Origin of the sequence: Desmospora activa DSM 45169 (genome assembly GCF_003046315.1) — a bacterium.
GTDB classification, from domain to species: domain Bacteria; phylum Bacillota; class Bacilli; order Thermoactinomycetales; family DSM-45169; genus Desmospora; species Desmospora activa.
The window spans coordinates 1-26031 of sequence record NZ_PZZP01000005.1 but is presented as its reverse complement, the minus strand read 5'-3'; the positions used below and the strand labels follow the sequence as shown (position 1 = coordinate 26031).

Genomic DNA, 26031 nt, shown 5'->3' with positions numbered 1-26031 from the left:
TTACCGAAAATGAATGAAGTTACTGACCTGGGAAGCGGGAATGGATCGTTTGCTAAAGCTGTACGGCTCATAGTTATATTCCTCGATCGTAATCCGATCGCCGTCAACCTCAACCACATAAGCAACATGACCCAGATTGGAGTGACCGAATGCGCCAGCATCCCATTGTGCGACAGCCCCAACTGCAGGTTTGTTATTTACTTTGACTCCTAACTCCCGCGCATTGTCGTCCCAGTTCTCAGCGTTGCTGAATCGCCCTCCCCGCATGGTGTTATGAAATTCGATTCCAGCATCATTGAGCCGCCACGCGACAAAAGAGGTACACTGCCGAATGTAAAACCCCCACGGATCGACCCCGGAAGTATTCGCCTCTTTATAGGGGTATTGATCTCCACTACCGCCCGCAACTCTATCACCGATAACCAATTGATCCTCTTCAACCATTCCGTCATATTGATTCTTGTATGATAGAACATTGGGTACATACGCCTGCGTCTCGCGGAAATTCGGAATTCCATCTCCACCAGCCGCCAACGCCTTATCTACATTTCCAGGGCCCGCATTGTAAGCCGCCAGCGCTAACTTTTCATCACCATCATATCGATCTAGCATCATGGCTAAATACTTGGTTCCACCCAGGATGTTTTGGCGTGGATCAAACACGTCTTCCACACCAATCTCCTCTGCCGTTGCCGGCATCAGCTGCATCAAACCCGATGCCGAAGATTGGGGGTTTTGCGCTAGTTTTTCAAAGTTGCTTTCCTGTCGGATGACGGCAGCTATTAAACTAGGAGAAACTCCATGTTTAATAGCTGCCTCATTAATGTATTCAGCATAGGGAACGGATTGAATCGTTCCCCCTGCCCCCCTTTCATTCGGCTCATAGGCCCCGCCCATAATAGCGGTAAAGGTGCCTACCAGAACATAAAACAGGCCGAAGATCAGGAGAACAATCAGAAGTGCAAGCAATGCATAGCCTATAAACTTTAATAATACAGGCGCCATCGCTGAAGCCACTTTGGCCGTCGTTGCCTGTGCCGCCCGCATCGCCATGCGTCGGGCGATGACTACCGCTTTCGCAGCGGGGGTGGTTTCTTCCTTCAATGGTAGATCACCTCCGCGATCTTCCATTCACTCTTTTGCGGAATCACCTTTAACTCAATCCGGTCCTCTACCTCGCTTTCTTTTCCATCCTCATCTCGAATTACGGAAGAAACTGTTCCCAGCCAAATGACTCGGAAAGCTGTCTCAGTTCCTGTAATCTGCCGCATTTGAACCCGAACCTTGGTCACTTCTTTAACCTGGCTTTCGGGAGGAATATCACCGGGAACGTCATCCGCAGCCTGTTTTTCTGCCTGATAGATATCCTCTATTACATAGGGACGAATCCGCTTTGAGCGATCTTTCATATCTCGATCCTGGTAAGTCAGATATTCCTCTACAAAAGCCGTCCCCAGGTTCTCAATCGCTTTCTCATCCTCCTGGTTCAACCCCGTTTCCTCTTCATCGCTAGACTCATCCTCCGAGGTTTCACCTTCCATCCCAGACTCACCTGGGGAATCCCCAGGCGTATCAGGGGCTTCCTCGGATTCCACAGGAGGAAGAGGATGGGCCGAATTAGAGGCCCCACTTAACCAATTGGCGATCATTAAGACCAGCGCAGCGATAACAACTATGCCTCCCAGGATCACCTTTCCTGGGTCCCAAGATTGCTTGACATGATACAAAAAGGTGGTTAAAAATTCTTCCAAATTTTCGATGAATGTATCACGGAAATCCAGCCATCGATCCTTCCAAGACGGTTTCATATCGCCTCATCACCTCTCTTCGTTTTCCTGTGGGCGAGCCATCTTCCGGTATTCTCTCAAATACGCCCGTTCGGAAGGCTGATGATATCGCGGTGGTTGCCGAAAATAACGAGAAACGGATCGTTCGTACTTTTTATATCGGTCAAGGTAATCTTGTTTATATCGTTCATTGACTTGTTTTTTCGCCTTCTGATATAGACCCCAATGCTTTCGCCATCTCGGTGATTGTTCCCACACTTCATATTCAGGGGTATTTTTTTGAGGCCTTGCCGGTGGCGGTGTTTTTCCATCAAAGTCGGACATTTTTTTCTTCATTTTTTCCAGTCGTTTTTCCGACCACCGGCCAATCTCCGATACCTGGTTGGCTTCGTCGGGATTTTTCTCTAGCCAAGCCAGCCGATCTTCCTCCTGGGTAGGATCATATCCCTCACTCTTCATGGCAGCAAAGGTTTGCTTGGACTCCTTCGCCATTCCGGAATCGAACTGCCGAACCTCAGCCCCTCTTAACCGCACTCGTCGCTGTGGTTTATCTTGGGTTTCAGCACCTGCACCTGCTTCCATCCGATGAAGAATTGCTTGGTTCTCTGCATGGGCTCGTTGGATATTTCGTTGATTCTGGCGATGTTTTTGGTAGCGATGGCCACGCCTTAGGCCTTTTAAGCCCATAGCGGCTAGCCTTGTAGGCATTCCAATCGCCTGTTTCGTTTTATCCCAAGCGACATTCACATCATTAGCCCCTGTTCCATCAGCCGCAATCGAGCCTCCTTGCAACTTCGGCGGATTAATCCATTTCCGACGCAAGGACTCCACTGCCGTCCAAAATCCAAGCAGCAAAAATGAAATTACGATGATCCGTCCACCCAAACCAAGATTCTGCAAATGAGAACCTCCTGGTTGGATCAAGATCCAGGTAGCCAAAAACACTGCCAAAACGATCGCATAGAACAATTTCATCAACAGGGCTGAAAACGATCGCCAAGTCCAATAGGCGACTTCCCCCCAACCAAATCCGGGCCAAAAAGCCAACAGCAGAAAAATCACCCCAAGGATGGCAAACCCCATCGCGATCCCTGTCCAATACAACGTCAGAAAGCTAAAGACCACCAGGGCTAACAACGGAATCAGCCCTAATAATCCAGTTACCACAGCATTGGTTGCCCGCTCCGGAAAGCCTGCTTTTGTAAACTGTTTTAGATCCTCATTCTTAGAAACTCCGTCTTCATCAATCCATTTATTACTTCCTTCCTCATCTCCGTGACGCAAGTATTCGCGACGTTGTTCATCATCGTCACCAAGTGCTAGTAATTCATCGATATACTTTGTACACTTCTCTTTATCGCCACAGTTGGCGACAATATAGGTCTCATAAGCGAGTGACTTCCAAATGGCATCATCGACTGCGTGAATCCCTCGCTTTTCTTTCAGCTCCTCCAGCTCTTTTCGGCGTTCTTCCATCTCTTGTTCATATGCTTGCGGGTTCGTCTCAGCCAAGCGCTGTAAGCGTGCCATTTCCTGGCCGGACATATTGTCAAAGAGGCCTTGATCCGCCTTGACCATCTTCACCAGCACTTCGCCGCCAATATCGGTAGCCACAGAGTTTACCGTCTTTATCCATGCTGGAAAATTCGCCAACAACGAAGGGACGATCGCCAGTAATATAATCATCCCCGCCAGCACCAAAGCAGACCGTTGTGTTTTGCCAGAACCCCAAAGCAGTACGGCAGCTAAAACAGCCACCGAGGCGCCGAGAAACCAAAGGTTGTCCCAAAGTGTATTTTCCAACGCGGGGAAAAGCTCGCCGAGAATGTCAATCAGATCGTTGGTCAATTTTTTATCGAACGCCCAGTTTACGATTCTGATGGTGAACTCAACTAAAAACAAATAGAGACTCCATCCGAGATTGAGCAAAATGTTTAAAAAAAGATAAAACTGAACTTCCATTGTTTCTGCAATACCACTAGGATCTTCTTTGGGAACATAATCAAGCTTGTAGGCGCTTCTGTCGTATTTTTCATAGAAGGGGGAGTCGATCGGCTCCCCTGGTAATAAATCGCTGGAGGCTGAGGTTTCGCTGGGAAATGACCAGAACATTACTCCTAACAATAGCAGCAGAATTAATCGATTGTGGCACTTTTCCATTCATCAATCCTCCACCGTTCATACTCTGGCTGCTCTTGTATCTCCTCAAAAGATTGTTTTCCAGGGTATTTTTTTGTGTTATAAACAAACCATTTTCCGTTTTCTTCTCCTAATGAAAGCTCTACATATACTCGCCGCTCGTATTTTTCAGGCAGTACAACAATCACTTTTTCATTAACGCCGGAAGAATAAGAGCCAAGCAGGACTTCTCCCGGTGGATAACCATCGGTATTGTACACCTCAGGGTTGATCAATTTCTCATTAACCAAGGGCCGGACCTTTTCTGGATCTGGGTGAATATAAGCCGCCTCTACAAATTTAAGTGCATGCTCTTCTGCCGGTGTAAAGGAATCGCCCCCGCAAGCAACTCCCCCCCCTACAAGAAGAGTTATGGTTCCCACTATCCCTATCCAACGTCTCATTAGACCCCCACCTCTTCTGCCTCTTGGGCTTCATTTTCATCGACTTCCTCCAATTCCGGACGGGTTTTCCAAAACTCTCTCATTTCCGCTTGCGGTATCAGGAATTTCACCAATCCCACCCGGTTGGCGAGATCCTTGACGTATGCCTGCGAATCTTTCCGCGCCACTGCCCTTCCTTTATTTGCTTTGGTGCTTTGTTTTTTTCCGAGTTCCAACAGCTTTTCATAGATGCCGCTATGTTCCAAATCCACTTCCATCGCCTTCATAGCTAACTTGGTTTCTTCCGAATCACTGGTCCCCAAGCATATGAAGTAGCCAGCATTATTCCGGATATTCGACGGTACATCAGAAGGGTTTTGGGTTGCCACCAAGGCTCCGCAAAACTTCGATCGTCCCAAGCGGATAATCTCATTAACCTGATCGCTTCCAGTTCGAGTCCGGGTGTAAATTTCAAACTCATCGAGGACACTAAAGCTGAAAGTCCCGTTCTCTTTCCCTTCCAGTAGAAACTGGCGGTTTAAGACTGATATCCCGGTCATAATCACTTCACTCAACCGCTGACTCAACCGCACCACTGACTCGCCCTTTTTTGGCAACTTGAGATTGCGAAGTCGAAGGACGATTAGGCCGGTTTTTGGAAAGCGGATCTTACTCTCCTCTTGAACTTCACCGAAAATCAGCCTTCCAAGAGGTAAATCTTGCGCCCGGCGTAGCGTCTGCGACATCTCCCGGGCTTCTTCCCGCATATCCTCGCTTCCCAGTTCTTCAATCACTCGGGCCATGCTGGGGTTTCCTTTACCCACAGCACGCTCAATCGCCGTCATAATATCATTTTGGAGCCCAAACACCCGTTGTTCCCGATCCAGCCCCAGTGTGTGCTCAATATAGTCCAGAGCAACTTCCTTCGCCTCTTGTTCATCCAATCCTAAATGAAATGGGCACAAAACTCCTGACACTTTCCGCCCATCTAACTCCACCAGCTGAACATCCTCTTTCAAGGTAGGGTGATCCGCCCACCGTTCGTGATCCCCTTTCAAATCCGGGATAAGCCCTCGAGCGGGGACCGTCATCATCGCATCCTCGACAATCTGGTAAATTAGCGTTGTTTTCCCTGATCCAATCCTCCCAGTTATCACCACATGGGAAGACTGATCGTTTTGGGAGCCCCAAGCAAGGTGAAAGCGGAACACTGATCCGTTGCTCATTAGGAAGCCTTTTGGTGGGCCGATCGGATCTCCAACCACATCGAGCGCCCCCGGCATCGCGATCGCTGCTGTTCGATCCGGCAATTGCGGAATCTTGTAACCCATTGGCCCCCAATACGTGCTGGGAAGCCAGCTGTCATAATACTCCCCTTGATCCGCCGACGGATGGTGGGCAGTAACCCCTTTGGTATCCAGATCATCAATCAACGCCTTACACTGCTCATCTAAGTCAGTGGGTGTATCTCCTGATACTTGAAAGATCATTCGCAGGTTGTTCATGGGGCTTTTAGACCGGACAATCTCTGCTTCCATGAGCTCTGCTTCAATCTCTTGATCATCATCGATTAGCGATGGGTCATCCACTTCCGCAACGTGTTTCCGATTCGATTTCGCCACTTTTTTATGTCGCCCGGCCATCGTTTTTGATTGACGATAGCCCTTTTGCTGCCAGTGCAGTAACCCCTGAATATTGCCCCCTAGATTCGGGATATCGTACATCAGGTCAAAACCGGGAGCTAAAATCTTATCGGGAAGAAGGGCAACCGGAATATAAGCTACATACTGCGGGCCATCCGGGGTATCGATTCGGATCCGCTTCCCCTCATCTTCTATGGGATTAGGCAGGAGAAAGGATTTATCTCTCCGCTCCCATGGAAACAACGATCTCAATGTGTCGCCGATCGGAGGCAGCGTCAATCCCTGATAGCTATGCTGCCGGTAGAAATTTGCGATCTCTTCCGCTTCCAGGGCCTCTACATCCCCTAATTGTGACACTTGTTTCGCAAAAGCCCGCTGGTATTGCTGCAGAACACGATTCTTATTAAGAAGCGGTGCAGGTGTTTTTCCGATTACTCGCTCAATCCCGTTTCTATCAATCGGCAACAACTGCGAAAGGTTTGATAAAAAGCTTTGCTGTTGCCTCAATTCCAAAGCGACAATAAATTCGTACCGCGATCGGGCTTGTTGCTCTTCGATCACGCGTAACCATGCCTCGTTTGACTGTTCCAATGTACGTCGGTGCGCTTTTGGGGCTCGCTTTACAATCTGATCCAGCTCATCTTTCCAATCTTGCTCTTTTCGAACCAACCACATATATCCTGTTGCCCCTGGATAAAGCCCTCTTCTGAAAAAATTCGTGGCATCGTTCAATTTGGAATTGGCTTCCTGTTCCGATAACGTACTATAGGTATAGGACTCAATCCGCCCCCACCCAAATGGAACACCATTGATAATCGCGATATTTTCTCGTATCTCACTGGGGAGATGGATCATGCTCTTCCCTCCGATCCAGATGGATATAAGTCATCTGCGGATATTCTTTTCGAACCCCCCGCAACGGAATGGATCGATTCACTTTTCTTCTTCGTGGTTTAAACCATCGCCGGATTTTACGATAAATTTGCTGAAAGATATTGATCCCCTCGGGTTCATGGTAGGAGATCCATATACAGATACCAACCGGAATCACAATGTATTTGACAAGTGGGTTCCCAAATGGAACCCACTTGAACATGATGATTTCCAGCAACACTAAGACAACCAAGCCTGCAATGGTCAACGGAAAGGGGATTGGTATCCTTTCCAGGTGATGGATCATCTTTTTCGTCTTCAAGGTACTGGTATACGTATCCAGTTCGCGCATGTTATCACCCCAAACCGATCGCACTGGCTAAACCGTCGCGCAATCGTTCCAGTAACTCTAAGGATTGTTGCCCATTTGTGAACAGAAGGATGATTAACGCAAACGCCAATGCGCCCACAAAAACCTGTGCTGCTCCCTTTGAAAAGGCATAAAGTGACTTTCCTATCAGGATAACTAGCGCTAGCGCAGCCCCCACACCTACTATTGCAAAAGCCAAATTTTTGATTACTTCAAAAGGATTGATTTCCTCCATTTAACCCCATCCTCCTATTCCATCCCGGTAATGTACCATCGGCCATCTACCTTTTCCATCTTGAGATGATATTCAAAGGCCATCGTTTGACCATAGGCATCGCTGATATAAACCACCGCTTTTACTTTTGGCTCCCGAGTCAAGCCAATAATTTTGACGTCCTGGTACTCACCATGTAGTTTTGTCAACGAATCCGAGGTTTGGATGTCCTCTTTGGTACGTATATATCGTGAAATTGCCTCACTCTTTCCCTCCAGCCAAGCTTCAAAAAAACCCTCTACTACGGCCTTGATATCTTTCTCCTCGGATAGCGTCACCTCTTCTTCACTGGCAAGTTTCTTCCGTTCCGGCTCCGGCATTAAAGCAGGCAATCCGTCTACTACCCATGTTCCAGCCTTGATCATTCGGATTTTTAAATAGACATTCCGGCCATCTTGAAGAATGACGTTGTAGGTAATCGCAGCTTCTTCCCCCTCCTTCACCCATTCTGTTTTCCAGACATCGACCGAGTTGGCTTGGATTGTTTCTTTTTCTTCCGACTTCAAGGTAATAAGCAGATTACTCTCACCTTTGAGCTGGTCTTCCAAGCGATTCGATATATGCTTTTCCAAGCGCTTTGTTTTCTCGGTCGGTGACTCTTCACTGGAGGCATAAAACCAGTGAATGAGGAACTTCTTTCCTACCGTAGTCGCTGCGTCCGGCACCTGCTGCGTAACTGCTGCCGCTTGCACTTGTGGAGCAGGTGCTGGTTGCGTTGACTTCCACAATAACACCCCCTGGCGGATGGTAAACAATATCACCGCCGTCCATAGCAGCGTATATCCGAATGTCTTCAACCTTTGTTTCATCAGGTATCGGTCCATTTGATACCTCCTCGGGACCGTTTTTGTGGTGAAAAATCCGGGATAGTATTTATCCCGGATTGGAATTTGGGAGATGGGAGCCTTTTTTATTCGACCAACTTGGCTTCGATGACATACCTTTCTTCTGTATCTGCCCCTGCCCAAAGTGGCCAGCATGTGTAAACTTTTAATACTTGCTCATCACTGGGAACGACTACAGTCCGATCATCAGCATCGGCCACCCACAGCTTAAAGACTTTATAGCGGAAGGTTCCTTCTGCTGTTTCGATGATGAGCTCGTCACCCTCTTCAATCTCACCGGCCTTTGCCATCGCGGTTTCACGATGACCGGCTAAAACCGTTACCCCCAAACCGGGAAGATGCGTTGATTCATGCCTTCCTAACCCGCGATCCAGTTCATGATCCCGCGTTCCTTCCCATATAGGGATTTCCGCTTGAATCCGAGGGATGTTTAAGGTGCCAACTTTATCACCAGTATTGGGCGGGTCTTTCCAAAGAGTAGAAGGCTCTTCTTCCTGCGAGGAGGTAGCAGTATCGATGGTGACAACATCCACAGACAGATGACCATCCGGTTCGATGACAATTTCAGTGTCCAGGGGAGGAAGTTTAAGTGGTTCCGGCTTTGCTCCTTCCTGCCCTTCTCCTGCTGTTTTCTTCGGTTCCGAGGAATAGAACTGTTCAACCAACCTCTGGTCATGTTTATAATCGGAGAGCAACATCCCGATCAGCACACAGCCTCCCGCCAAGGTGGCAATTCCACTCCAGAAGAAAAGCCGTTTCATCCTTATACTCCTGCTGACCGGAAAGCTGCTACATTGGTGATCCCGAAGCCAACAAGACCGACTGAAAGCAAAGCCCAGCCCAGCCAATCATCCGCGCCGGTTTTAACCATCTGTTCGCCTTCCTCTTGAGAATTGCCATCAGAGGACGCGTCATCAGACTCTTCTACGGATGTTTTTTCTTCAGGTTCTTTTTCAGATTGTCCAGAGTCAGCCACAACAATTTCTTCTGGCTCCTTGGTTGACTCCTCTGCCTTCTGATCTGAATCAGAATCTTTTTCTTTCCCTGAGAAAGCTTGATCCTGGGTGCTTTCTATGGACTCGGATGTACGCGACTCATTGGAATGGTCTTCTTTCGACTCCGGTCGGCTTTGTTTTTTCTCTTCGTTTACCGGATCATCCGATTCTTTTGGAGCTTGCTCTTGCTTCGGTTGTTCCTGTTTGGGTTGTTCTTGCTCTGGCTGTTCCTGCTTTGGCTGTTCCTGCTTAGGTTGTTCTTGCTCTGGTTGCTCTTGTTTCGGTGGCGGCGTATGTTCCTTTTCTTGAGGCTTCTGTGGCTCTTGCTCTACCACAGGCGGCTCCCCAACTTCAGGTTGTACCCGCTCTTCCTCTTCATCTGAAGGGATTTCAGAAGAAGGAGATTCGGGTGGATCTTGGACAGTTGGCGGCCTCATCTCTACCTCTCCAGTTACCTCCAGATCCGGATTGGCATAAACCATGGAACCACCCGCTACGGCCATACTCCCAAAAATGGCCAAACTGGAAATTGTCACTACCTTTTTCATGAGACCCTCCTATTGTGAGTCTCCCATCTCCCAAGGCATTACGCATGGTTTTTCTCTGTTTATAAAATAGATTCCTGTCAATTTTTTAATAATACAACCAAAGACCTGCTACAACTCCACCTCCTAACCTATAATCATAGGGAACATTAGTTCCTATGATATCGAAAAACTCCTGTCAACGCAACATTTTTACCGTTGTCAAGGTGCAAGTAATTCCATGGATAATCTAACCAATTACTTGGTTAATTCTGATTATAGTTCACCTGAAGGTAACTTTTCAACCTGTTTTCTGAATTAATATAATTTTTAATCTTCTGTCTTCTTTTTCCGTTTCTTAAAAATTCGTTCCCATTCCACCAAAGGTGCCACCCAATCGCCATTATCGTTTTTTTGCGGCCAAGGATTTCCTTTGGTTGCTTCTTCTCTTGCTGCTTTAGCAGCACCACGACGGGTAATTCCCCGCTGTTTCGCTATTTCCGTTGTGCTGTACAGATCTTTTATAATCGACTTTACAAGCAATTCACCCATGCCTGTAGGCCCTTCCATCTCCCGCTTTTCATGCAGCAATTGCAATACTTCCTCAGATACATCCCGAGGAAATCGAACAGTTATAACCACTTCTTGATCAGGTTTGAACATCGCAAATCACTCCTGCTTGTCTGTATACCTCCCTATTGTAACCTGTAAATATTGGACAATATAAAAACACAGCTATCTACGCCACGACGATTCACTCCCGCTATCGGCGACGATCCGATGACGGCTGCTTCAGCGGCCACCTCCCCGGGGCAAGAGGTGGCATCACCGGTACCTATCGATGCGGGTGGCCGCCTCCTCCCGATAGGTACCGGTGATGCCAGCAACGATCTCCCCCCTTCCCGCGGTCGGGCGCCGTGGCCGGCAGCTGTGCTACCGGTCAGCAAGATAATCCCCTGTCGAACGTAAAATAACCATCATTTTGTTTCGTTGTACTACGTTACAAAAAAAGCCGTCCCGATCAGAGCTGTTGATTAACTACCCCGACCTGGTCCCTCACCTGGCTACCCAACCTGGCTACCCCGACCTGGTCCCTCACCTGGCTACCCCAACCTGGCTACCTCAACCTGGTCCCTCACCTGGCTACCCAACCTGGCTACCTCAACCTGGTCCCTCACCTGGCTACCCAACCTGGCTACCTCAACCTGGTCCCTCACCTGGCTACCCAACCTGGCTACCTCAACCTGGTCCCTCACCTGGCTACCCAACCTGGCTACCTCAACCTGGTCCCTCACCTGGCTACCCAACCTGGCTACCTCAACCTGGTCCCTCACCTGGCTACCCAACCTGGCTACCTCAACCTGGTCCCTCACCTGGCTACCCCAACCTGGCTACCTCAACCTGGTCCTTCACCTGGCTACCCAACCTGGCTACCTCGACCTGGTCCCTCACCTGGCTACCCCAACCTGGCTACCCCGACCTGGTCCCTCACCTGGCTACCCCGACCTGGTCACCTCACATCTAAAAGGGTCCTTCAATAAAAAATAGCGAAAGAGAGGAATGTTCCCTCATCTTTCGCTAATCCAATTAAATTACGTTTTCTGCTTTCTCTTTTTCCGTTCGTTCCGCTGCTATTTCTTTTTCTATTTCTTCTTGATTGTCCTTTAACATTTCGATAACACTCTTAGCAACGCTGCTACCACAGCTTGCTTCCTTCATAATTTTATCTCTTCCCGGGCGCTTCCTTGTTTCCTTCCAGATTTGAACAGCTTTGTCGTAAGCTTTCTTCCGTTTTTCGTTTATATCGGTAGGAGGGGTCGTTTTCTTTGCCTTCTTCCTAACAGCCTTCTGTTTTGTTGTACCACTTTGTGGTTCAACCTGATCTACTAGCACGTTGTCCGTTACCGGTACGCTTTCGCCTTCGTCGTCCCTCTCGACCGATACGTTCGGCGGCACATTTTGCACAGGCGTTTCGATTGGTACATCCATAACTGGGACGGTTTCTGGTACGCTTGTACCATTTTCCTGTACAGCGTCTGGTACGCCATCCCACTTGACTGGTACGGCATCCGATGTAACTGGTACGCTTTCACCCTTGTCTGGTACGCCCCTGAAAAACTCAGGGAGTCCATCCTTCACGACTTTTTCCCGTTTTTTCTCTGCTTCTCGTGCTTCCTTGATGAGCGCTAAGTCCGGCTTTTGCGCTTCCCACTTCTTCCAGTCGATGCGCTGTAGTATCTTCGCTTTCTTTATCTCTTCTTCCGCTTCCTTCTCCAGTTCTTTCGCAGTTTTTTCGTGCGGTTTGTGGCTGTCTGTCCATAGCCACACTAACGTTCTTTCCATGAGCCACATGGCGCCCGTAATCGCGGCACCGACCACATAACCGATGGGATGTATCTGTCCCAAGCCCCACATGTTCACCCCGGTCACAAAAGCCAAGCTCGCAAAATATCCAACATCCAGAAAGAACGGAACGTTTTTTTGTAAAGCCCGCTGCCCCCCTCGGATAAAAAGCAACGTTCCGAACAATATCTCCACCAGGGCAGCTACTAGCCACGGATTCAGATTCAATGTTTCCGCCAAAGCCGCCGTGTTCTTAAAAGAAAGGGCTATAACGGTTATCGCTAGAACTCCCACAACCCCAAGCACTGCTTTGTCTCTCAGTGATCTTTCCTGTTTTTCGTGATATGATGTTTCAGGACGGTTTGCGATCGGTAGGGGCTGATGGTTGGTCGCCGGTGCCCCTGCCGGTTGGGCCGTCTTTTTTTTCATGTTTTATTCATCCTCCTGTTGGTCGTTATGTGGTACTCCTTTGAGGTAATCATCCAAAACATCCTTGTGAACTCTCCATTCTTTCCCTACCTTCGCCCCTTTGATTTTTCCTGATCGAAGCATCTTGTATAAAGTCGAAGGATTGGATTTTAAGTATTTTGCTGCTTCTTCTATGTTCATTACTGGTCCTGTCAAAATAGATCCCTCCCTTCTACGCCTATATTATCATTAATGGACATTAATAGTCAATATAAAATATATAATGGTCATTAATGAACAAAATAAAAGGTGTAACGTAACATTATTCATCAAAAAAGCCCAGGACATCTGTCCTGAGCTTTCCCTTAAACCTTTCTCCAATATCTCTGATTCCCCGCTATTTGCAAAAAAGAATCATTTTTTCTTCTCTCGATCAATCGTTCTGCTTCATCTGATTGGATCAATTCCTCTTTTTCGAGCCGATCAGTGCTCTCAAGAGTAAGTGTAAAAAGGGAAAAATATTTCGCGTTCCAGAACAATCTACCGAAAGCATCTGTTGGATTTGGTACCATCCGAGAAGTCACACACAAAAATCCTTTATACATTCGGATTCTTTTGCTGATGTCATACAATCTTTCAAACAATGGATCAGGAAATTGCTCCAGACCATCAATATATACCCCTGTCTTCTCGTACCGGGAGGAAAAAACCGCGCTTTCCACTTGATCCATCATTTTTAACATAAAGGCTTCACGATCTTTCTGATCAGAAAGGTTAATGATGTTTATCTTATGATTCAGATCTATCTTAGTCGTGTCTATTCGATTAGCATCTGATAAAGCAGCAAACTCATTATCAAGGTCAAAAACAAACACACGATCCAACCATTTCTCTGCTCTGCGTACCTCTTGAATGAGATATGTTGTTTTTCCCCCTTTTCCAACTACCACTTCATTTGGATTTTGTTGAAAACGGCTTTCACTGTGCTTTTCAGTTAGGACCGCTTCTTCTTGTTTTGTCATTCCACCTTCAATGATTGGTTCTTTTTCTGACGAATCCCCCATTACTTCTTTCAACCATCCAATACCGTTTCTGAACACGAGTTTTCCTCCTCTACCAGACGGCAGGTTTGTTTTATCCAGGGGTTACCCTTAGGTCTGTCTTTATGACTTTAGAAAGCATCAAATGAATCAACGGCGTTGTCGGCAAAATCCTTGTATTCGATCTCCTCCGGCTCTGTAAGCTTCTCTTGGTTAGAAGGAGGGCCACCCCATCCACCTTCCATATCTCTTTGGATTAGCCCCTTCACATAATCAGAGAAGTTTCCCTGTTTTTCCGCGTATTCAAGCAGCCGCTTTTGTCTTGGATTATCCTTGTTGAAAGCAACCGGCTTCCGAGCAAAGTTATCTTTCTTTCTCTCTTTTTTCCGGCTTTCAGTTGAACTCATTTTTCGACATCCCCTTCGGTTTAGGCGACGACTCCAAATTTCTTCTCCATCAGCCGTTGTACTGCGATGCTGTTTGCGTAGATTGGATCTTCTTCAATTACCCGTCCATCCAATAATCGTAATTTTGGTCGTAAAATTGGTAAGTGACTACCAAATGCATCCCGAATCTCTTTTACCAAAGCAGATACCTTCGCACCGCCGCCACAAAGCCGGGTCAATTCATCCTGCTCCCAATCAAGCTCTTCTGCACGTTCCGTAAGGCGACGGGCAATCTCCCCGTAATTGTCGGTAACTCCGTTTTGCAGACCAAACGAGAGCGTGTCCGATCGCTCCGCAATATACTTTGATTTCAGCAACGTTGCCATACCGGTTTGACCGCTGCCTAGTTCAATAACATGGTGAATATCATCTACAGGATCAGAAAGGCCTGCAACTGCCGTTTCAGGAAACACACCAACATTGTGAATGCGAAAATCATACCGCGTATCATTCACGATTAAAGAATGTTCTCCTAATAAGCGTTCCTGCATTTCCACCTTGTCCTGATTACCGTTGAGTTTAATGGCTCCAATCGTATTCAAAGTACCAATATTAAACTCTCGTTGGGTTATGTTGAACTGCTCGATATACCAAACGATGCCTAGAAGGACCCGCATTCCAGCTTGCGGATGGTTTTTACTCATGGATTTTTTGGTGCCAGAAAGCCCCTTCTTCGTCTCATACTTCACAAACTCTCCCGCAATGCCCCGCGTTCCATTGTTTAAGTACTCCCATACCATGTCATCGTCAAAAAGCTTTCCTTCCCGCAAATTGTTAGGTTTGTATTCGCCCATCAAGCTGTTAAACATCGTTGCCCCATGTGGACCTGCTACCTTCCCAAGGTTATTTCCACCGTCTACTCCCAAATTGATAATCGCCATAAAGAAATCCTCTCCCTCATTTCTTTGTAGTTCACTCAAAACTATTTATTAATTACTTAATCAGTAATTAATAAACTTTCTGCCTTCTCTCTATCATACAATTCAAGAGAAACGGCTAAAAACCTTGTTTTTACTAGTTTTTTTGGGTGAGTCATCTCTACACATCAGTTTGTGAGTCCATTATAACTTATTAAGTAAGTATCACGTAATTAACAAGGTCTTATTTTCTCATCTTTTTTTACGACCAAACCATTCCCCGAAGATTCCTCTTTTACGTTCTGTGTAGGCCTCTACTCGCGATAACGTCTGATTCATCCCTTTCACCTCTTCAATAATGGTCTGATCCCGCTTTTCTAAGGTTCCACGTAATGCGCGAATCTCTTCTTCTAACTGCTCAATTCGCTCTTGGGATTGCTTGTACGCTTCCCCCATCTCAAACAATAGGTTTTTCATACTAACGAGGTCTCCTCTGGTTAGTACCGGACTTGTCGGAGGACTCCCCACTGAAGTATCCTTCACAATATTCATCGGATGCATATCCCCCAGCAACTTCTTGATCCGTTCCTTCCCCCATCCCTTTTGATACAAATAGCGAATTTGATCCATAATTTCAACGGATTCCTTTGGAACCCGTAAAATTCTGTCAATCCGTCGGACTAAAATGAAATCTGGAAAATCGTCAATGTAACGTCGAATTGTTTTGTCCGGCCATCCCGTTTGCTCTGCAATCTCCCGGACACTAAGCCATTCCTCCATCTCATATCCCTCCCCCGTGACACGCGCGGTGCTGTCTTGTCGTCATCATACTCCCTATGCTGAATTTACCTTATAAATAAGGGTCATCAAAGAGACTAAGCTATGACAATTGACCGTTTGCGTAACACATTCATCGCCATAGTCTCTATTCCTGCCATGACAAAACGTCATTTAGGGAAATTTATGTAAAAAAAGAGAGGGCCTGTTCTATTAACTAGTAGGGGGGATGCCTGATGTTTTTAAATATGAAACGCGTTCTAACGAACGTGTATTTTTGGAAATAAAAAATATTTAATTATATCAATTGATGCTTATTGATAAATAATGATAAAAGTGATAGAATAATAGAAAAGCAAGGGAGGGTTTGAAAGTGAATAAGAAAATCGTTTTCACTCTAGATGAAGCTGCGGATTACCTTATGGTTCATCCACAGACTCTATATAAAATGTGCCGAAATGGCCAACTACCCGCTGCTAAAGTCGGACGATCCTGGAGATTTCATCGAGATATCTTAGATAGCTTCCTGAAAGGCGAATTTCAAAATGGGGGAAATCAAGAGAAGGTATATCATCCAGGATAAACGCGGAAAAACGTACACCCTTTAACCGAAAAGTTATTCAGGCTGGCACAGATATTGAATTGCCAAGTAGATGATCTTTATCAACTTTAAAGAATTGTTCAAACACAAAAACCCCTTCGGTATGAGTTTGGCCGCTCACCGAAAGGGCTTAACAAACACCAACCCAAGCAAAAGGAAAAAAGCTTAGGTCGTTAAATATTCATTATTCACTTAACCTCATTGTAAATACTTATTGCCCTAAAAACAATAGGGTAATTATGGGTATTAATTGAGGGAAAATACAAAGCGACCTCTTCCGCCTTTGCTTGGGTAAAAAAGGGAGAGGATTTTATGGAAAAGAAGAAGACCTATCAGGTCAACATGGCAAAGCCGATCTCCTTTGTCCCGGCATTGGCTCATCTCGTAAGCCGAGGTGCGAAAAGGGCAAAGATTACTGAAACTCTTATATTACAACAAATGATCGATTGGTACATTTGGAAAATCGGCGATATTGGGAATAAAAAACATCAAATCGAAATGCTAAAGAAAAATGATTCATTAGATGAATGGGAGCAGAAAGAACTTGAAAAGCTTCGGGATGATGTAGAAAACGGGGAATGGATATGGAAATCATCAGATGAATTAGCAAATGGAGACTTTGGAGGAACCCTAACCATTCCTTCTGTAGCTCGAGCCTTTGAATACTTGGTAGAAAACGGATTTTTATGGGTTCGAACTAATCCAAAAGTAAAGATGGACCGTACATACCAATACCGTCCACGAATCAACTATATTCGCCGAGAACTTCACAAGATGGGGCATGCATTATACGGATTTTCGGTATGGAATGAATCTGAACAAATTGAACCTGAGCAAAAAATTTTTCCACCATCGTGGAAAGGGAAAGGAAAAAAAGCAAAGGATATAAACGAAGAAACAAAATCCTTACCTAAAGTTCAAAAAAGCGCACAACCAGTTGATTCAGAAGAAGAAGAAAGAATTAAGGTCATAACGAGAGCATTCAAATCAGCTTTTGACGGGTATAACCTCCAACCGGTGTCTGCAAAAGTCATATTAAAAGAAGCCAACGGTGATATTGAATATGCACTTTCTTTCATCAAGCGTGTTTCCTCATCAAAACTCTACAAAGAAGGGAACCTTCGTAATAAAGTAGGGGCTGTTGTATCAGCCATCAAAAATGGAGAGTGGGATGATGAATTAAACAAACACGAAGATAAACTTCCTCGATCTATACAAGAAGCAGAAAAAAGACAAAGAGAAAGAATTGAGCAAGAAAAAGAAGTTAATCCCGAAGCAAAAAAACGTATTGAATTATCATTGTTAATGATGAAAGCAAATTTTTGGGCTAGACAAAAACAAATAAAAGGTCCAAAAGAAGAGAAAGTTCGCGGATTTTTATTTAACCATAAATTTGACCAAGAAACGTCCGAATGGATCATTCGATCAGAAAAGCCAAATGACAAAGAATTAGAAGAAATAGAAATAACTATTCAAGAGATGCATCAATTTATCCCCGAAAAATTAGCAACATGATAAGACTGTATTGACACTCCTCATGGGTGTCAATTTTTTTATCTCGAAAGCACGCAGGCCAAAAAGCTCTTTATTCTACGCATTTCTCAAATTGATAAATGGCAAAATGCTTTAATCTACGCATTTCTCAAATTGATAAATGGCAAAATGCTTTAATCTACGCATTTCTCAAATTGAATAAAGCAATGTTCAATTTGAGAAATGCACTTCTCAAATTGAACAAACAATATCATTTATACATATCATTTATACATATCATTTATTTACATATTTACAACAACAGTGCTTCTGTCTCTAAAAACAGATGAATGGTTTTGTTGTTTGATTTGTATGAATGATGATTAATCTCTTTGTCAACTTTCTTTTTTAAAAAACTCTTGTCTGTGAAAAACACCGGTTTGTAATACAAACAATATTCCTCCTTATAAACTAACATCAAGATAATGATAGAAACACCTCTGTAGACAAAGAGAAAGGTCCCTTTCAGCCTTTCAAATCGGAAATGAATACACCGAGGTAGGATAGGGGTAAAAAAACGGAAACAAGCCCCTTCTTGATGACTACAAAGATAGGCTATCTCTTCATGTTAGCCATATTTTTAAAATCAATCGGCTTACGGATATGATAACGGAGAAATATTCCGGCGCGGCGGGCTGCTGGCAGAGGCAAATCTGGTAATTATATCCCATTTGAGATGTAAAATGTGGTAGAATTGAGATGGCATGCGGAGGCTAGGGGCTGGGTCGCTGTCACTTCCTTTAAAAGGAGGTGATAGGCGTTGCTGAATACCATTCTAGTCGTGGTAACAATCGTGGGATTAACCTTGAGAGGATTCAAAACTCTCTTGGAGATTCGTCATATGCTAAAGACATCGAAGAAGAAACAGCTCAGAAGACGAAGAAAACCCCACGCCCCTAGCAAACGGATTTGGCGGTCCCGCTAGTGGATTGGGGTTTCTGTAGCTCCATACCTCTTTAGGACGGCGATCCCGCCCCGTCGATGAAGCGTGTCCTACAATGGCTCCAGGCTGGCACCTGGGGCCATCTGTAGTTTATGCTCAACTCCATATTAGCATACCCAGCAACTGTAAACAACAAACCATAGCCCGTAGTATTCTTTTGTTAGCAATGTTCCTTTATAGATAATGCCCTCTCAGACCTATTCAGTGCCTTTCTAAGACGTTTTATGCTTACCCAAATACATCAGGTCCCCCTGTGAACTTTCTCTCTTCAAATCATCCGGTATAATTGGGAATTATACAATTAATTAGTTGATACACCTTCTCTATCGCAGAAATACATCCAGGAAACATAGAACCGCCGATCTTCAATAGATCGGCGGTTCTATCACTCAACGATAAATTTTACTTTAGTGCCGTCCGGATAATCACTAATCTGATTCCCGACCCAGGAACCCGCACCGCGATTGTCAGAGGGGTCGATGTGGCGTACAGAAGCCCCTTCTCCCCCCTCCGCGCAAGCGGCCATGGGCCATTCATCCCTGTCATAGCCAGGTTTTGTCGGTACACCAGCCAGGGACTCCTCACGGCGCCCATCTGCCCCATCACGGTCAATTGTGCAAACATCGGAATGTCCATCCACGATAGCATCGCGGATATGTGCTCCCGTTTCAGGATATCGCTCTGTGGGAAAGAGTAAGGTTTCGTCGTACTCTTCGGAATTTACTTCATATGAAACCGGTTGATCGGCCTCTAAGGCATCCAAAATTGCCTCAATCTCAGATCCGTCACATGCCACCATCATCCCGACCATCATCAAGATGAGTAAGATCAATCCCCGTCGTTTCACACCAATTCCCCCTTTAAAGTAAAACGAGAGCCATGTTAGGCTCTCGATGTCACCATGTAACACTAGCTACAGCCATAAAGCCTACGAAAGCGATTAAAATCCAGAAGTATAAAAATTTCTTCATCTTCTTTCCCTCCCTTCAGCGATAATGCCACTTTGAGGGGTAGAGGGATGCCACAAGACGTCCCTCTATTTCTCTATTGTCTTATGCCGCAGAAGTCTTTTTATCTTCCGTCCGATTTTGCACGAGTTGTTGAGTCTTTCCGAAGATATAATATAGAACAGTGGAGAAAATAATTCCATCTAAAACTGGGATCGTCGTGAAATTAAAAATTCCAAATCCACCTTCACCGCTAGGGGTAGTACAAAAGGTTAACAATGTTGCCAATGCCCAAACGGTCAAAACTAATGGTTTAAACATGGGGGGGTTATCCTGACGAACAAATGCCATCTTGTACTTGTGATTGTTGAGCAAGAAGTAGTCCACGTATAGAATCCCGCCAACAGGTGCAATCAATGGGGTTAGAATAAATAGAAAAGTGGTCAGATTATCATATATCCCCAAAACTCCAACCACGGTACCGATCAGACCAGCCCAAATGGTCAACGCAGATTTAGGAATGTTTCGCATCATCCCTGTCAGTGCTAAACCACTTGAATACAAAGCGTTGTCATTTGATGTCCATGTAGCCATCATCATGATGAGAAGCGCGATCCCACCCCCTCCAATCCTAAACATCACATCCACCACGTTATCAGCACCAGTGATGAAATACAAAATCACCGCGATTATTGCTGTTAGAGAATTTCCTATGCCGATTCCAAATGCGCAAGATAACCCTGCTTGAATCTTATTTTTTGCAAAACGGGCCACATCTGGGGTCGCGGCAATGGAACCCACCATCCATGCTCCAGCGACCAAAGAAACAATGAGACCGATCGGCATCCCTTCATCTCCTCCAATAGGGGGAGTAATCGTGAGGTCCGTAAAGATAGAAGCAAAAATTAAGCTGATCAACAGCCCAACCATAAGAGGAACAGTTAGGGCACTCAGGTTCGAAATTGCTTTAAAGCCCCAGGCTGCGGTGAGAGTCATTAGGATGCCACCCAAGATCATCCACCACAGGGGGGCGATTTCGATTCCCACCCATTCGGCTAGTGTCGCAGATGCAGCTTCCCCAAAAAAGCCGATCTGAACACCAAACCATCCAATGTTGTTTGCTAGAATAACCAGCAATACGATGATGGCTCCAAAGCGACCCAAGAACTTCCGGGCGATCATGGCAAAACTTAAGCCAGTGGATGCGCCAATCCATCCCGAGCAAAAAGCGATAGGCATCAGAATCATCGACCCGCCAACAATAGCCAAAATGACTGGTAATAAATCATTTCCCTGGCTAAAAGCAGCACCCAAATAAAAAGCGGCCAAGTCTACACCCATCGCCATCCAAATCATAAAGAGATACATCCAATGAACTCGTTTCGAAAGAGGAACTGGTTCCCGAGCGTAATCTTCACTGAAAAGGTCGAACAAGCCAAAAGACAATTTTTTCTGTTGTTGATCCAACATATTTACCCCCTGTTCGCACAATTTTTTTGAATGCCCTTTAGTCCTTTTGTTCAGAAGTTAGTTACTTTGCGATGGTTTTCGCGGTGAAGGTTTCGCGCAAGATCATTGTCATAGAGAAAAGTATAGCCTTGAATCATATCCATTAGTTGTTGATCATCAGCAATAGTCTTCAACTGGCGTAGGTACTGAAGATCCTTTTCTTTTCTCTGCATGAGTTCTTGCGTAGACTGGATGATCGACCCGTGTCCTGGCACCGCCCATTCCATTGTGTGATGTTGTAAAATTCTATCTATTTTTTCTAGTGTTTGTTTATAATCATCGTAATCTCCGAAAATAAAGGGGAATTCAATATCCGATAAGTAGTCTCCCAATACCCATAGCCCGTCCACCACAATCATCATACTTTCCCTGGTATGCCCGGGTGCATGATAGAAAGTGATCGCCGTATTTCCTACATGAAGGGTTTGTCCATCTTTTTCAACGACCACATCCAATTCTGGGAACTCTAAAGGTGGGGTGTCTATATAGAAGAGGTGTCGAAGGATTTTTCTTCCTTCCTCTACCCTTTCTTGTTTTGCTGTCAATTGTGCCATTCCAATACTTCCGATCATCCGGGGAGTCGAGTGAGGAGTAGCATGCCATCCCTTTGCACCCATCACATGGTCCCAATCTGCATGCGTAAAAGCAACATACAAAGGACGACCATCCGCAATTTCAGATACGTATCGTTGAATGGTTTGAATATCATCCGGGAAAAGTCCCGGATCCACCACCAAGATCAAATCTCTTGTTTGAAGAACAGTAGCATTGTACTGGTAGCCCGTACTTTGAAAAACCTTAGCCTCTTGATGGGACCACTGCTTGGACCATACGTTCACGGTTGATTCCCCCTTTTATTTTTAATACTTTTTTAGGATCAGCGGGTGGAAACCGATAATACCGGTCCCATTTCCAATTATGGATTTTCATACAAGCGGTACTGAACAAATCGAATATTTCTTTTTCAAGAGGAGTTGGAGTAGGACTCCAATGATATATATCCATCTCAACAATTGTGCCTTCTTCTGTTGGTCGGAGGTATTCGATGTGGTCAGCCGGCTTACAACCATTCCTTAGGTAGAAAGTTGCTCGCCGACCCGAATCCGGGTCATGCTCCACTACCGGTTCCACTTCCATGAGTATCGGTTTTCCTCTTGCCTTCAGTCGCTTCATAATGTTGCTTCCTATGCTCATACATCGAGCATCTTCCCTCACCCAGAGAAAATCTAAATACGTGAAGGTGGGGAGTAATCCGTAAACAACGACATATGTTTCGCTATATTCCACCAAGTACCATTCGGTCTCTCGTACCATGTCTTGCATTTGATCAGGATGTTTCATCAATTCTGGAGGAAAATACGAATCTAATTTTTGGTACCAGTTCATGCTCTTCCCCCTTTTCGCAGATCCAACAAACGCTGGTACTCCTCATACAAGATAATCCGATACTTTAAGAGATTCTCCAAAACATCCAACTGAATGGCAACGGGATTTTTGTACCAATCCTGCAATGTCTCTTCAATTCTGTTTTGCTTGTGAATAATTGCGGTGGATAATTGCAATTGATCCAACTTCTTTGGGTCAATTTCTTTTTTATTCTGGCCTTCTTTTAGTTCATAAAAACGATCCTCCGCTTCGTTATGGAGTAGCTTGATTGGTTGTGTTTGGGCACTCTGCTGTTCTCGTCTAGCAAAAAGATTTGACCAATGGCCTTTCAAGTTTCCACCTCCCTTCAAATAAGTAATCGACATCCGGTACACTATATTATACTTATTCTACGCTTTTTAATAGGTAGAGAACATATACTTATTTTTTATTTGCAATATTTTTGGGATGCTTTAACGTGAACATCATCATTACGATTCTTTAGGCTACTTGTTCCGATTTTCGCAACTTGGGTTGATTCAGCGCCAACATTGGAACCATCATCAAGGCCATGACAGCAACCGTTAAGAAAAGCACCATTCCTCCGAAGCTTTCTAAGATCCATCCCCCAGCCAGGGGGCCGATGAAATAGCCGATTTGTATCAGCCCCGAAGCTCCCATGTAGGTGCCTGGCATTCCCTTTCTCGCCCCCATCTGTCGAATATATTCTTTCCATCGTGGGAGAAAAAGTGCTTCACCGATGGTTAGGAGTGCCATCCCAACGATGAGAATGACAACCGAGTGGGATCCCAGAGAAGCGTATCCGACAAAAAATAGAAGGACGCTAACCTTCACCAGTGATTGAAAGGTAGGGAACCATTTTCGCGACTTTTCAGTCAGGCGCAAGAAGATAAATAGTGAGACACCAATGGCGTTGATCGCCTGAAGCACGGGATACATCCACAAAAGCATGTACTGCTGCAAATGGATTGGCAACGTGGTTTCGAATTGCGAAAAACCCAAGCAGAGCAAAATCGCCATTCCTAATGCCACCAACAACCGCCGATCCTGCACCGCAGTGCAAATCACTTTCCGCAGGGTCGGTTCTTCTTCTTCCTGAGGGATCGAAAGAGAGCGATGCATCCTCAAGGTGATAAGCCCAGCCAGTGTTATCACCGCTCCCGTTGCAATCAGTACTGAAGAAAAGGGAAGTTGATGGTACAACCACACCCCCGCAGCCGATCCCAACCCAATGCCGGCGTTCATCATGGCATAAGCTAAATCCATCGCTTTATGGGTAAGTGACTCATCCCGGTTAGAGCAGAGATCACCCACCAAAGTATAAACAATCGAGTCGAAAAAACCCCGAAGGAGCCCGTTCAAAAGCGTTAGGCAAACGAAATGAACCAGTGTTTGGGCGAAAGCCAGGCCAAAAAAGGTGATGCCCCAGAGAAGCAGGGTGACATGAAGCACTGTTGCTCGTCCAAACCGATCAGACAAATATCCGCCAATGAATCCCCCAAAACACCCCGCCAGAAAACCGAATGCCAACGTGGTAGCTGCTATTAATACGCCAAATCCCTGATCAGTCATATATAGCATCACCAGAGGTATGCAGAGAAAAGCGCTGGTCCAAATGAAAAGTTTAAGTACCAGCAACACCCGGATTTTAGATGGAAGGGATGTGGGTATTCTTTTTTTGAGACGAATACATATCACTCCTTTGGTTAAACATACAGCATTTATGAAAAAGCGCTCCATAAAGTTGGGGCGCTTTTTTTAAGACTAAACCGTGTTATTCCTTTTATGATTCTTCCCGTTTCTGTTTGGCTTCAGATAGGGAAGAACCAGCAACACTCCAGTATGTCCAAAGTATGTTACTTAAAGCCGGGTAGTCATGAATAACGTGTTTTTATTTGGTCTTTAAGTACTCCAGCCGTTTTTGCGCAGCAATTCGAGCATCCACCTCATTCAGATTTCGCGGAGGAGTAAGTACCGGCCCTTCGGCTGGTTTCCTCTCTTCCTTCTTACGTCTGTTCCCATTCTCTATATAATAATCGTCTTTCCCCCAACACGTCATCGTGCTTCTCTCCCTCGAATTAGATAATGGCGCCCATGTGCAACTGCTAGTCATATTAGAATCCTAACTCACCGCTTTCTTGAATAAAGCCAGCCGTTTGGACGGCTGGCTTTATAAGGAAGGAAGGCGGATTAGAAAGGCCGATTCAAAGGTTTTTTCAACGGCTTCATTTAAATCCCCCCTTTCTGTGCAAATCAGGCGACATGGTATAATAACAGGCAGATGCCAAAAGCCATCTGTTTATCCCCCATCGCCTTATGTATTTGCTTTATACGTGATACACTATACATTATACACTTATGTATTTTTAATGCAAGGGGGGAATTTCAAATTGGAGGGTCAAAATATGAAAAAAATCAAGCACGTAACGCCACGACTATCCGCCATATTAAAAAAACGCGGGATCACCCATGCCACTTTTGCGGAAAAAGTCGGCCTCCTGCAACCTACGATCAGCCGCTTCGATAAGATGACCCGCCACGAATCCATCAACCTTTTCCGTATCGCCCAGGCGCTGGACTTGCGGATCGAGGATTTATTTGAGGTTGAATATGATAAGGATTAAACCATAAAAAAACCCTTCACCGAACTGGTCTTCTTCCCTTTTCTTTATCGGTATTGCCCTTTTAAGCTAGTGTTTATCTCGGCTCAACCAACCTCACATGGTTCGGGTATTTCCTCGGCCCTTTGGCTGGCGGGTGGTTAGACGAAACCGGTGGAACCGTCCTTTTTCCTCTGATGGGAGTGTTTAGCTTTATGATTATGGTGCTGTTTTTCCTCGGCATCGCCTATCGCAGCAAACCAGCAACGCACGAAACGGTTTAACCATTTAGCGAATATAAAAACCGGGTAGGGGGTAATTCCCTACCCGGTTTTATTGTGTCTGTTTACTTCCGATAGTTCCCCTCTTTTCGGGAGTCGGGATATCCATATCCCATCCTGCTATACGCTTCGTAAAGGTGCTCGATATCTTCTTCCTGCACGTTATATCCATTTCTTTCCAGAGCCGTCCTAATTGCCTTTCGGACGGTCAATCGCTTCTCCCATACCAAGTCAACCGCTTCGTCAAATACATCTACCATCTCAGCTTTTGTTAAATAATCGCCCATTTGAATAACCTCCCGTTAAAAATTTGGTTCTTGATTCTTTGCTTTAGTTAGCAGCAGAGCGCCACCCCTGCCGGACGATGGCTCGATCCTGGCAGCCACCGTTTCGCCTACTAACTGTGAATGGCCCGTATAACCTGACCATCCGTGCGTTTTGTTACTAATTCTGAATAAACCATCAAGGTTCTGCTTTCCCCGATCCAC

29 protein-coding genes are annotated in these 26031 nt (G+C 45.4%); 3 read left to right on the top strand and 26 right to left on the bottom strand.

The window, feature by feature from the left end; translation table 11 throughout:
* The 17 genes from C8J48_RS19295 to C8J48_RS18030 form a co-directional block, all read right to left on the bottom strand.
* The gene (locus C8J48_RS19295; protein WP_107728667.1) at positions 1-1104 is read right to left on the bottom strand and encodes a transglycosylase SLT domain-containing protein; all 1104 of its coding nucleotides are present in this window, start codon (positions 1102-1104) and stop codon (positions 1-3) included.
* On the bottom strand, positions 1101-1808 hold the full coding sequence (locus C8J48_RS18110) for a hypothetical protein (RefSeq protein WP_107728666.1): 708 nt from the start codon (positions 1806-1808) through the stop codon (positions 1101-1103). The genes C8J48_RS19295 and C8J48_RS18110 overlap by 4 nt, the downstream gene beginning before the upstream one ends.
* 9 nt (positions 1809-1817) lie before the next feature.
* Positions 1818-3947, bottom strand: a complete 2130-nt coding sequence (locus tag C8J48_RS18105) for a hypothetical protein (protein WP_107728665.1) — start codon at positions 3945-3947, stop codon at positions 1818-1820.
* On the bottom strand, positions 3923-4369 hold the full coding sequence (locus tag C8J48_RS18100; protein WP_107728664.1) for a hypothetical protein: 447 nt from the start codon (positions 4367-4369) through the stop codon (positions 3923-3925). Before C8J48_RS18100 ends, C8J48_RS18105 begins: the two co-directional genes overlap by 25 nt.
* Positions 4369-6846 (bottom strand): ATP-binding protein, encoded by a 2478-nt coding sequence (locus tag C8J48_RS18095; protein ID WP_107728663.1) that lies wholly within the window; start codon positions 6844-6846, stop codon positions 4369-4371. Before C8J48_RS18095 ends, C8J48_RS18100 begins: the two co-directional genes overlap by 1 nt.
* Complete coding sequence (locus C8J48_RS18090) at positions 6827-7216, bottom strand: TcpE family conjugal transfer membrane protein (protein WP_107728662.1); 390 nt, start codon at positions 7214-7216, stop codon at positions 6827-6829. Before C8J48_RS18090 ends, C8J48_RS18095 begins: the two co-directional genes overlap by 20 nt.
* A 4-nt stretch (positions 7217-7220) precedes the next feature.
* Positions 7221-7469 (bottom strand): hypothetical protein, encoded by a 249-nt coding sequence (locus C8J48_RS18085; protein ID WP_107728661.1) that lies wholly within the window; start codon positions 7467-7469, stop codon positions 7221-7223.
* Between the two features lie 14 nt (positions 7470-7483).
* Positions 7484-8332, bottom strand: coding sequence for a conjugal transfer protein (locus C8J48_RS18080; RefSeq protein ID WP_170105711.1), 849 nt, complete (start codon positions 8330-8332; stop codon positions 7484-7486).
* Between the two features lie 86 nt (positions 8333-8418).
* Positions 8419-9114 carry a class D sortase gene (locus C8J48_RS18075; RefSeq protein WP_107728659.1) on the bottom strand — a complete coding sequence of 232 codons (696 nt, stop codon included), beginning with the start codon at positions 9112-9114 and terminating at the stop codon, positions 8419-8421.
* A 2-nt stretch (positions 9115-9116) separates the two neighbouring features.
* Entirely contained in the window at positions 9117-9896 is a 780-nt protein-coding gene (locus C8J48_RS18070; RefSeq protein ID WP_107728658.1) for a midas domain-containing protein, read from the bottom strand.
* Between the two features lie 306 nt (positions 9897-10202).
* The gene (locus C8J48_RS18065) at positions 10203-10535 is read right to left on the bottom strand and encodes a hypothetical protein (RefSeq protein WP_107728657.1); all 333 of its coding nucleotides are present in this window, start codon (positions 10533-10535) and stop codon (positions 10203-10205) included.
* Positions 10536-11459: 924 nt separating this feature from the next.
* Positions 11460-12644, bottom strand: coding sequence for a hypothetical protein (locus tag C8J48_RS18055; RefSeq protein ID WP_107728656.1), 1185 nt, complete (start codon positions 12642-12644; stop codon positions 11460-11462).
* A 3-nt stretch (positions 12645-12647) separates the two neighbouring features.
* The gene (locus C8J48_RS18050; protein WP_211316699.1) at positions 12648-12839 is read right to left on the bottom strand and encodes a helix-turn-helix domain-containing protein; all 192 of its coding nucleotides are present in this window, start codon (positions 12837-12839) and stop codon (positions 12648-12650) included.
* 149 nt (positions 12840-12988) lie between these two features.
* Positions 12989-13723, bottom strand: coding sequence for a hypothetical protein (locus C8J48_RS18045; RefSeq protein WP_107728655.1), 735 nt, complete (start codon positions 13721-13723; stop codon positions 12989-12991).
* 71 nt (positions 13724-13794) lie between these two features.
* Complete coding sequence (locus tag C8J48_RS18040) at positions 13795-14070, bottom strand: hypothetical protein (RefSeq protein ID WP_107728654.1); 276 nt, start codon at positions 14068-14070, stop codon at positions 13795-13797.
* A 20-nt stretch (positions 14071-14090) separates the two neighbouring features.
* Positions 14091-14990 carry a ParM/StbA family protein gene (locus C8J48_RS18035; RefSeq protein ID WP_107728653.1) on the bottom strand — a complete coding sequence of 300 codons (900 nt, stop codon included), beginning with the start codon at positions 14988-14990 and terminating at the stop codon, positions 14091-14093.
* 228 nt (positions 14991-15218) lie between these two features.
* Positions 15219-15746 carry a hypothetical protein gene (locus tag C8J48_RS18030; protein ID WP_107728652.1) on the bottom strand — a complete coding sequence of 176 codons (528 nt, stop codon included), beginning with the start codon at positions 15744-15746 and terminating at the stop codon, positions 15219-15221.
* 370 nt (positions 15747-16116) lie between these two features.
* Between C8J48_RS18030 and C8J48_RS18025 the strand changes: the two genes are divergently transcribed.
* Entirely contained in the window at positions 16117-16326 is a 210-nt protein-coding gene (locus C8J48_RS18025; RefSeq protein WP_107728651.1) for a helix-turn-helix domain-containing protein, read from the top strand.
* 330 nt (positions 16327-16656) lie between these two features.
* Positions 16657-17859, top strand: coding sequence for a hypothetical protein (locus C8J48_RS18020; protein WP_107728650.1), 1203 nt, complete (start codon positions 16657-16659; stop codon positions 17857-17859).
* A gap of 1346 nt (positions 17860-19205) precedes the next feature.
* On the opposite strand, the gene C8J48_RS18015 is transcribed toward C8J48_RS18020, so the two are convergent.
* The 7 genes from C8J48_RS18015 to C8J48_RS18880 form a co-directional block, all read right to left on the bottom strand.
* Entirely contained in the window at positions 19206-19634 is a 429-nt protein-coding gene (locus tag C8J48_RS18015) for a NucA/NucB deoxyribonuclease domain-containing protein (protein ID WP_425430491.1), read from the bottom strand.
* A 238-nt stretch (positions 19635-19872) separates the two neighbouring features.
* Positions 19873-21234: a purine-cytosine permease family protein gene (locus C8J48_RS18010; RefSeq protein ID WP_170105709.1), complete on the bottom strand. Its 1362-nt coding sequence runs from the start codon at positions 21232-21234 to the stop codon at positions 19873-19875.
* Positions 21235-21287: 53 nt separating this feature from the next.
* A complete protein-coding gene (locus tag C8J48_RS18005; RefSeq protein WP_107728648.1) occupies positions 21288-22115 on the bottom strand; it encodes an MBL fold metallo-hydrolase in 828 nt (275 codons plus the stop codon).
* Positions 22075-22662: a GNAT family N-acetyltransferase gene (locus tag C8J48_RS18000; RefSeq protein ID WP_107728647.1), complete on the bottom strand. Its 588-nt coding sequence runs from the start codon at positions 22660-22662 to the stop codon at positions 22075-22077. Before C8J48_RS18000 ends, C8J48_RS18005 begins: the two co-directional genes overlap by 41 nt.
* Positions 22659-22994 (bottom strand): hypothetical protein, encoded by a 336-nt coding sequence (locus C8J48_RS17995; RefSeq protein WP_107728646.1) that lies wholly within the window; start codon positions 22992-22994, stop codon positions 22659-22661. Before C8J48_RS17995 ends, C8J48_RS18000 begins: the two co-directional genes overlap by 4 nt.
* A 148-nt stretch (positions 22995-23142) precedes the next feature.
* Positions 23143-24402 carry an MFS transporter gene (locus C8J48_RS17990; protein ID WP_107728645.1) on the bottom strand — a complete coding sequence of 420 codons (1260 nt, stop codon included), beginning with the start codon at positions 24400-24402 and terminating at the stop codon, positions 23143-23145.
* Between the two features lie 151 nt (positions 24403-24553).
* Positions 24554-24721, bottom strand: a complete 168-nt coding sequence (locus C8J48_RS18880) for a hypothetical protein (protein WP_170105705.1) — start codon at positions 24719-24721, stop codon at positions 24554-24556.
* A 346-nt stretch (positions 24722-25067) separates the two neighbouring features.
* Between C8J48_RS18880 and C8J48_RS17985 the strand changes: the two genes are divergently transcribed.
* Positions 25068-25286 (top strand): helix-turn-helix domain-containing protein, encoded by a 219-nt coding sequence (locus C8J48_RS17985; RefSeq protein WP_107728644.1) that lies wholly within the window; start codon positions 25068-25070, stop codon positions 25284-25286.
* A 322-nt stretch (positions 25287-25608) separates the two neighbouring features.
* On the opposite strand, the gene C8J48_RS17980 is transcribed toward C8J48_RS17985, so the two are convergent.
* Positions 25609-25830, bottom strand: coding sequence for a hypothetical protein (locus C8J48_RS17980; RefSeq protein WP_107728643.1), 222 nt, complete (start codon positions 25828-25830; stop codon positions 25609-25611).
* 15 nt (positions 25831-25845) lie between these two features.
* Positions 25846-26031, bottom strand: a 186-nt coding sequence (locus C8J48_RS18985; protein ID WP_211316697.1) for a hypothetical protein, incomplete at its 5' end; no start/stop codon positions are given.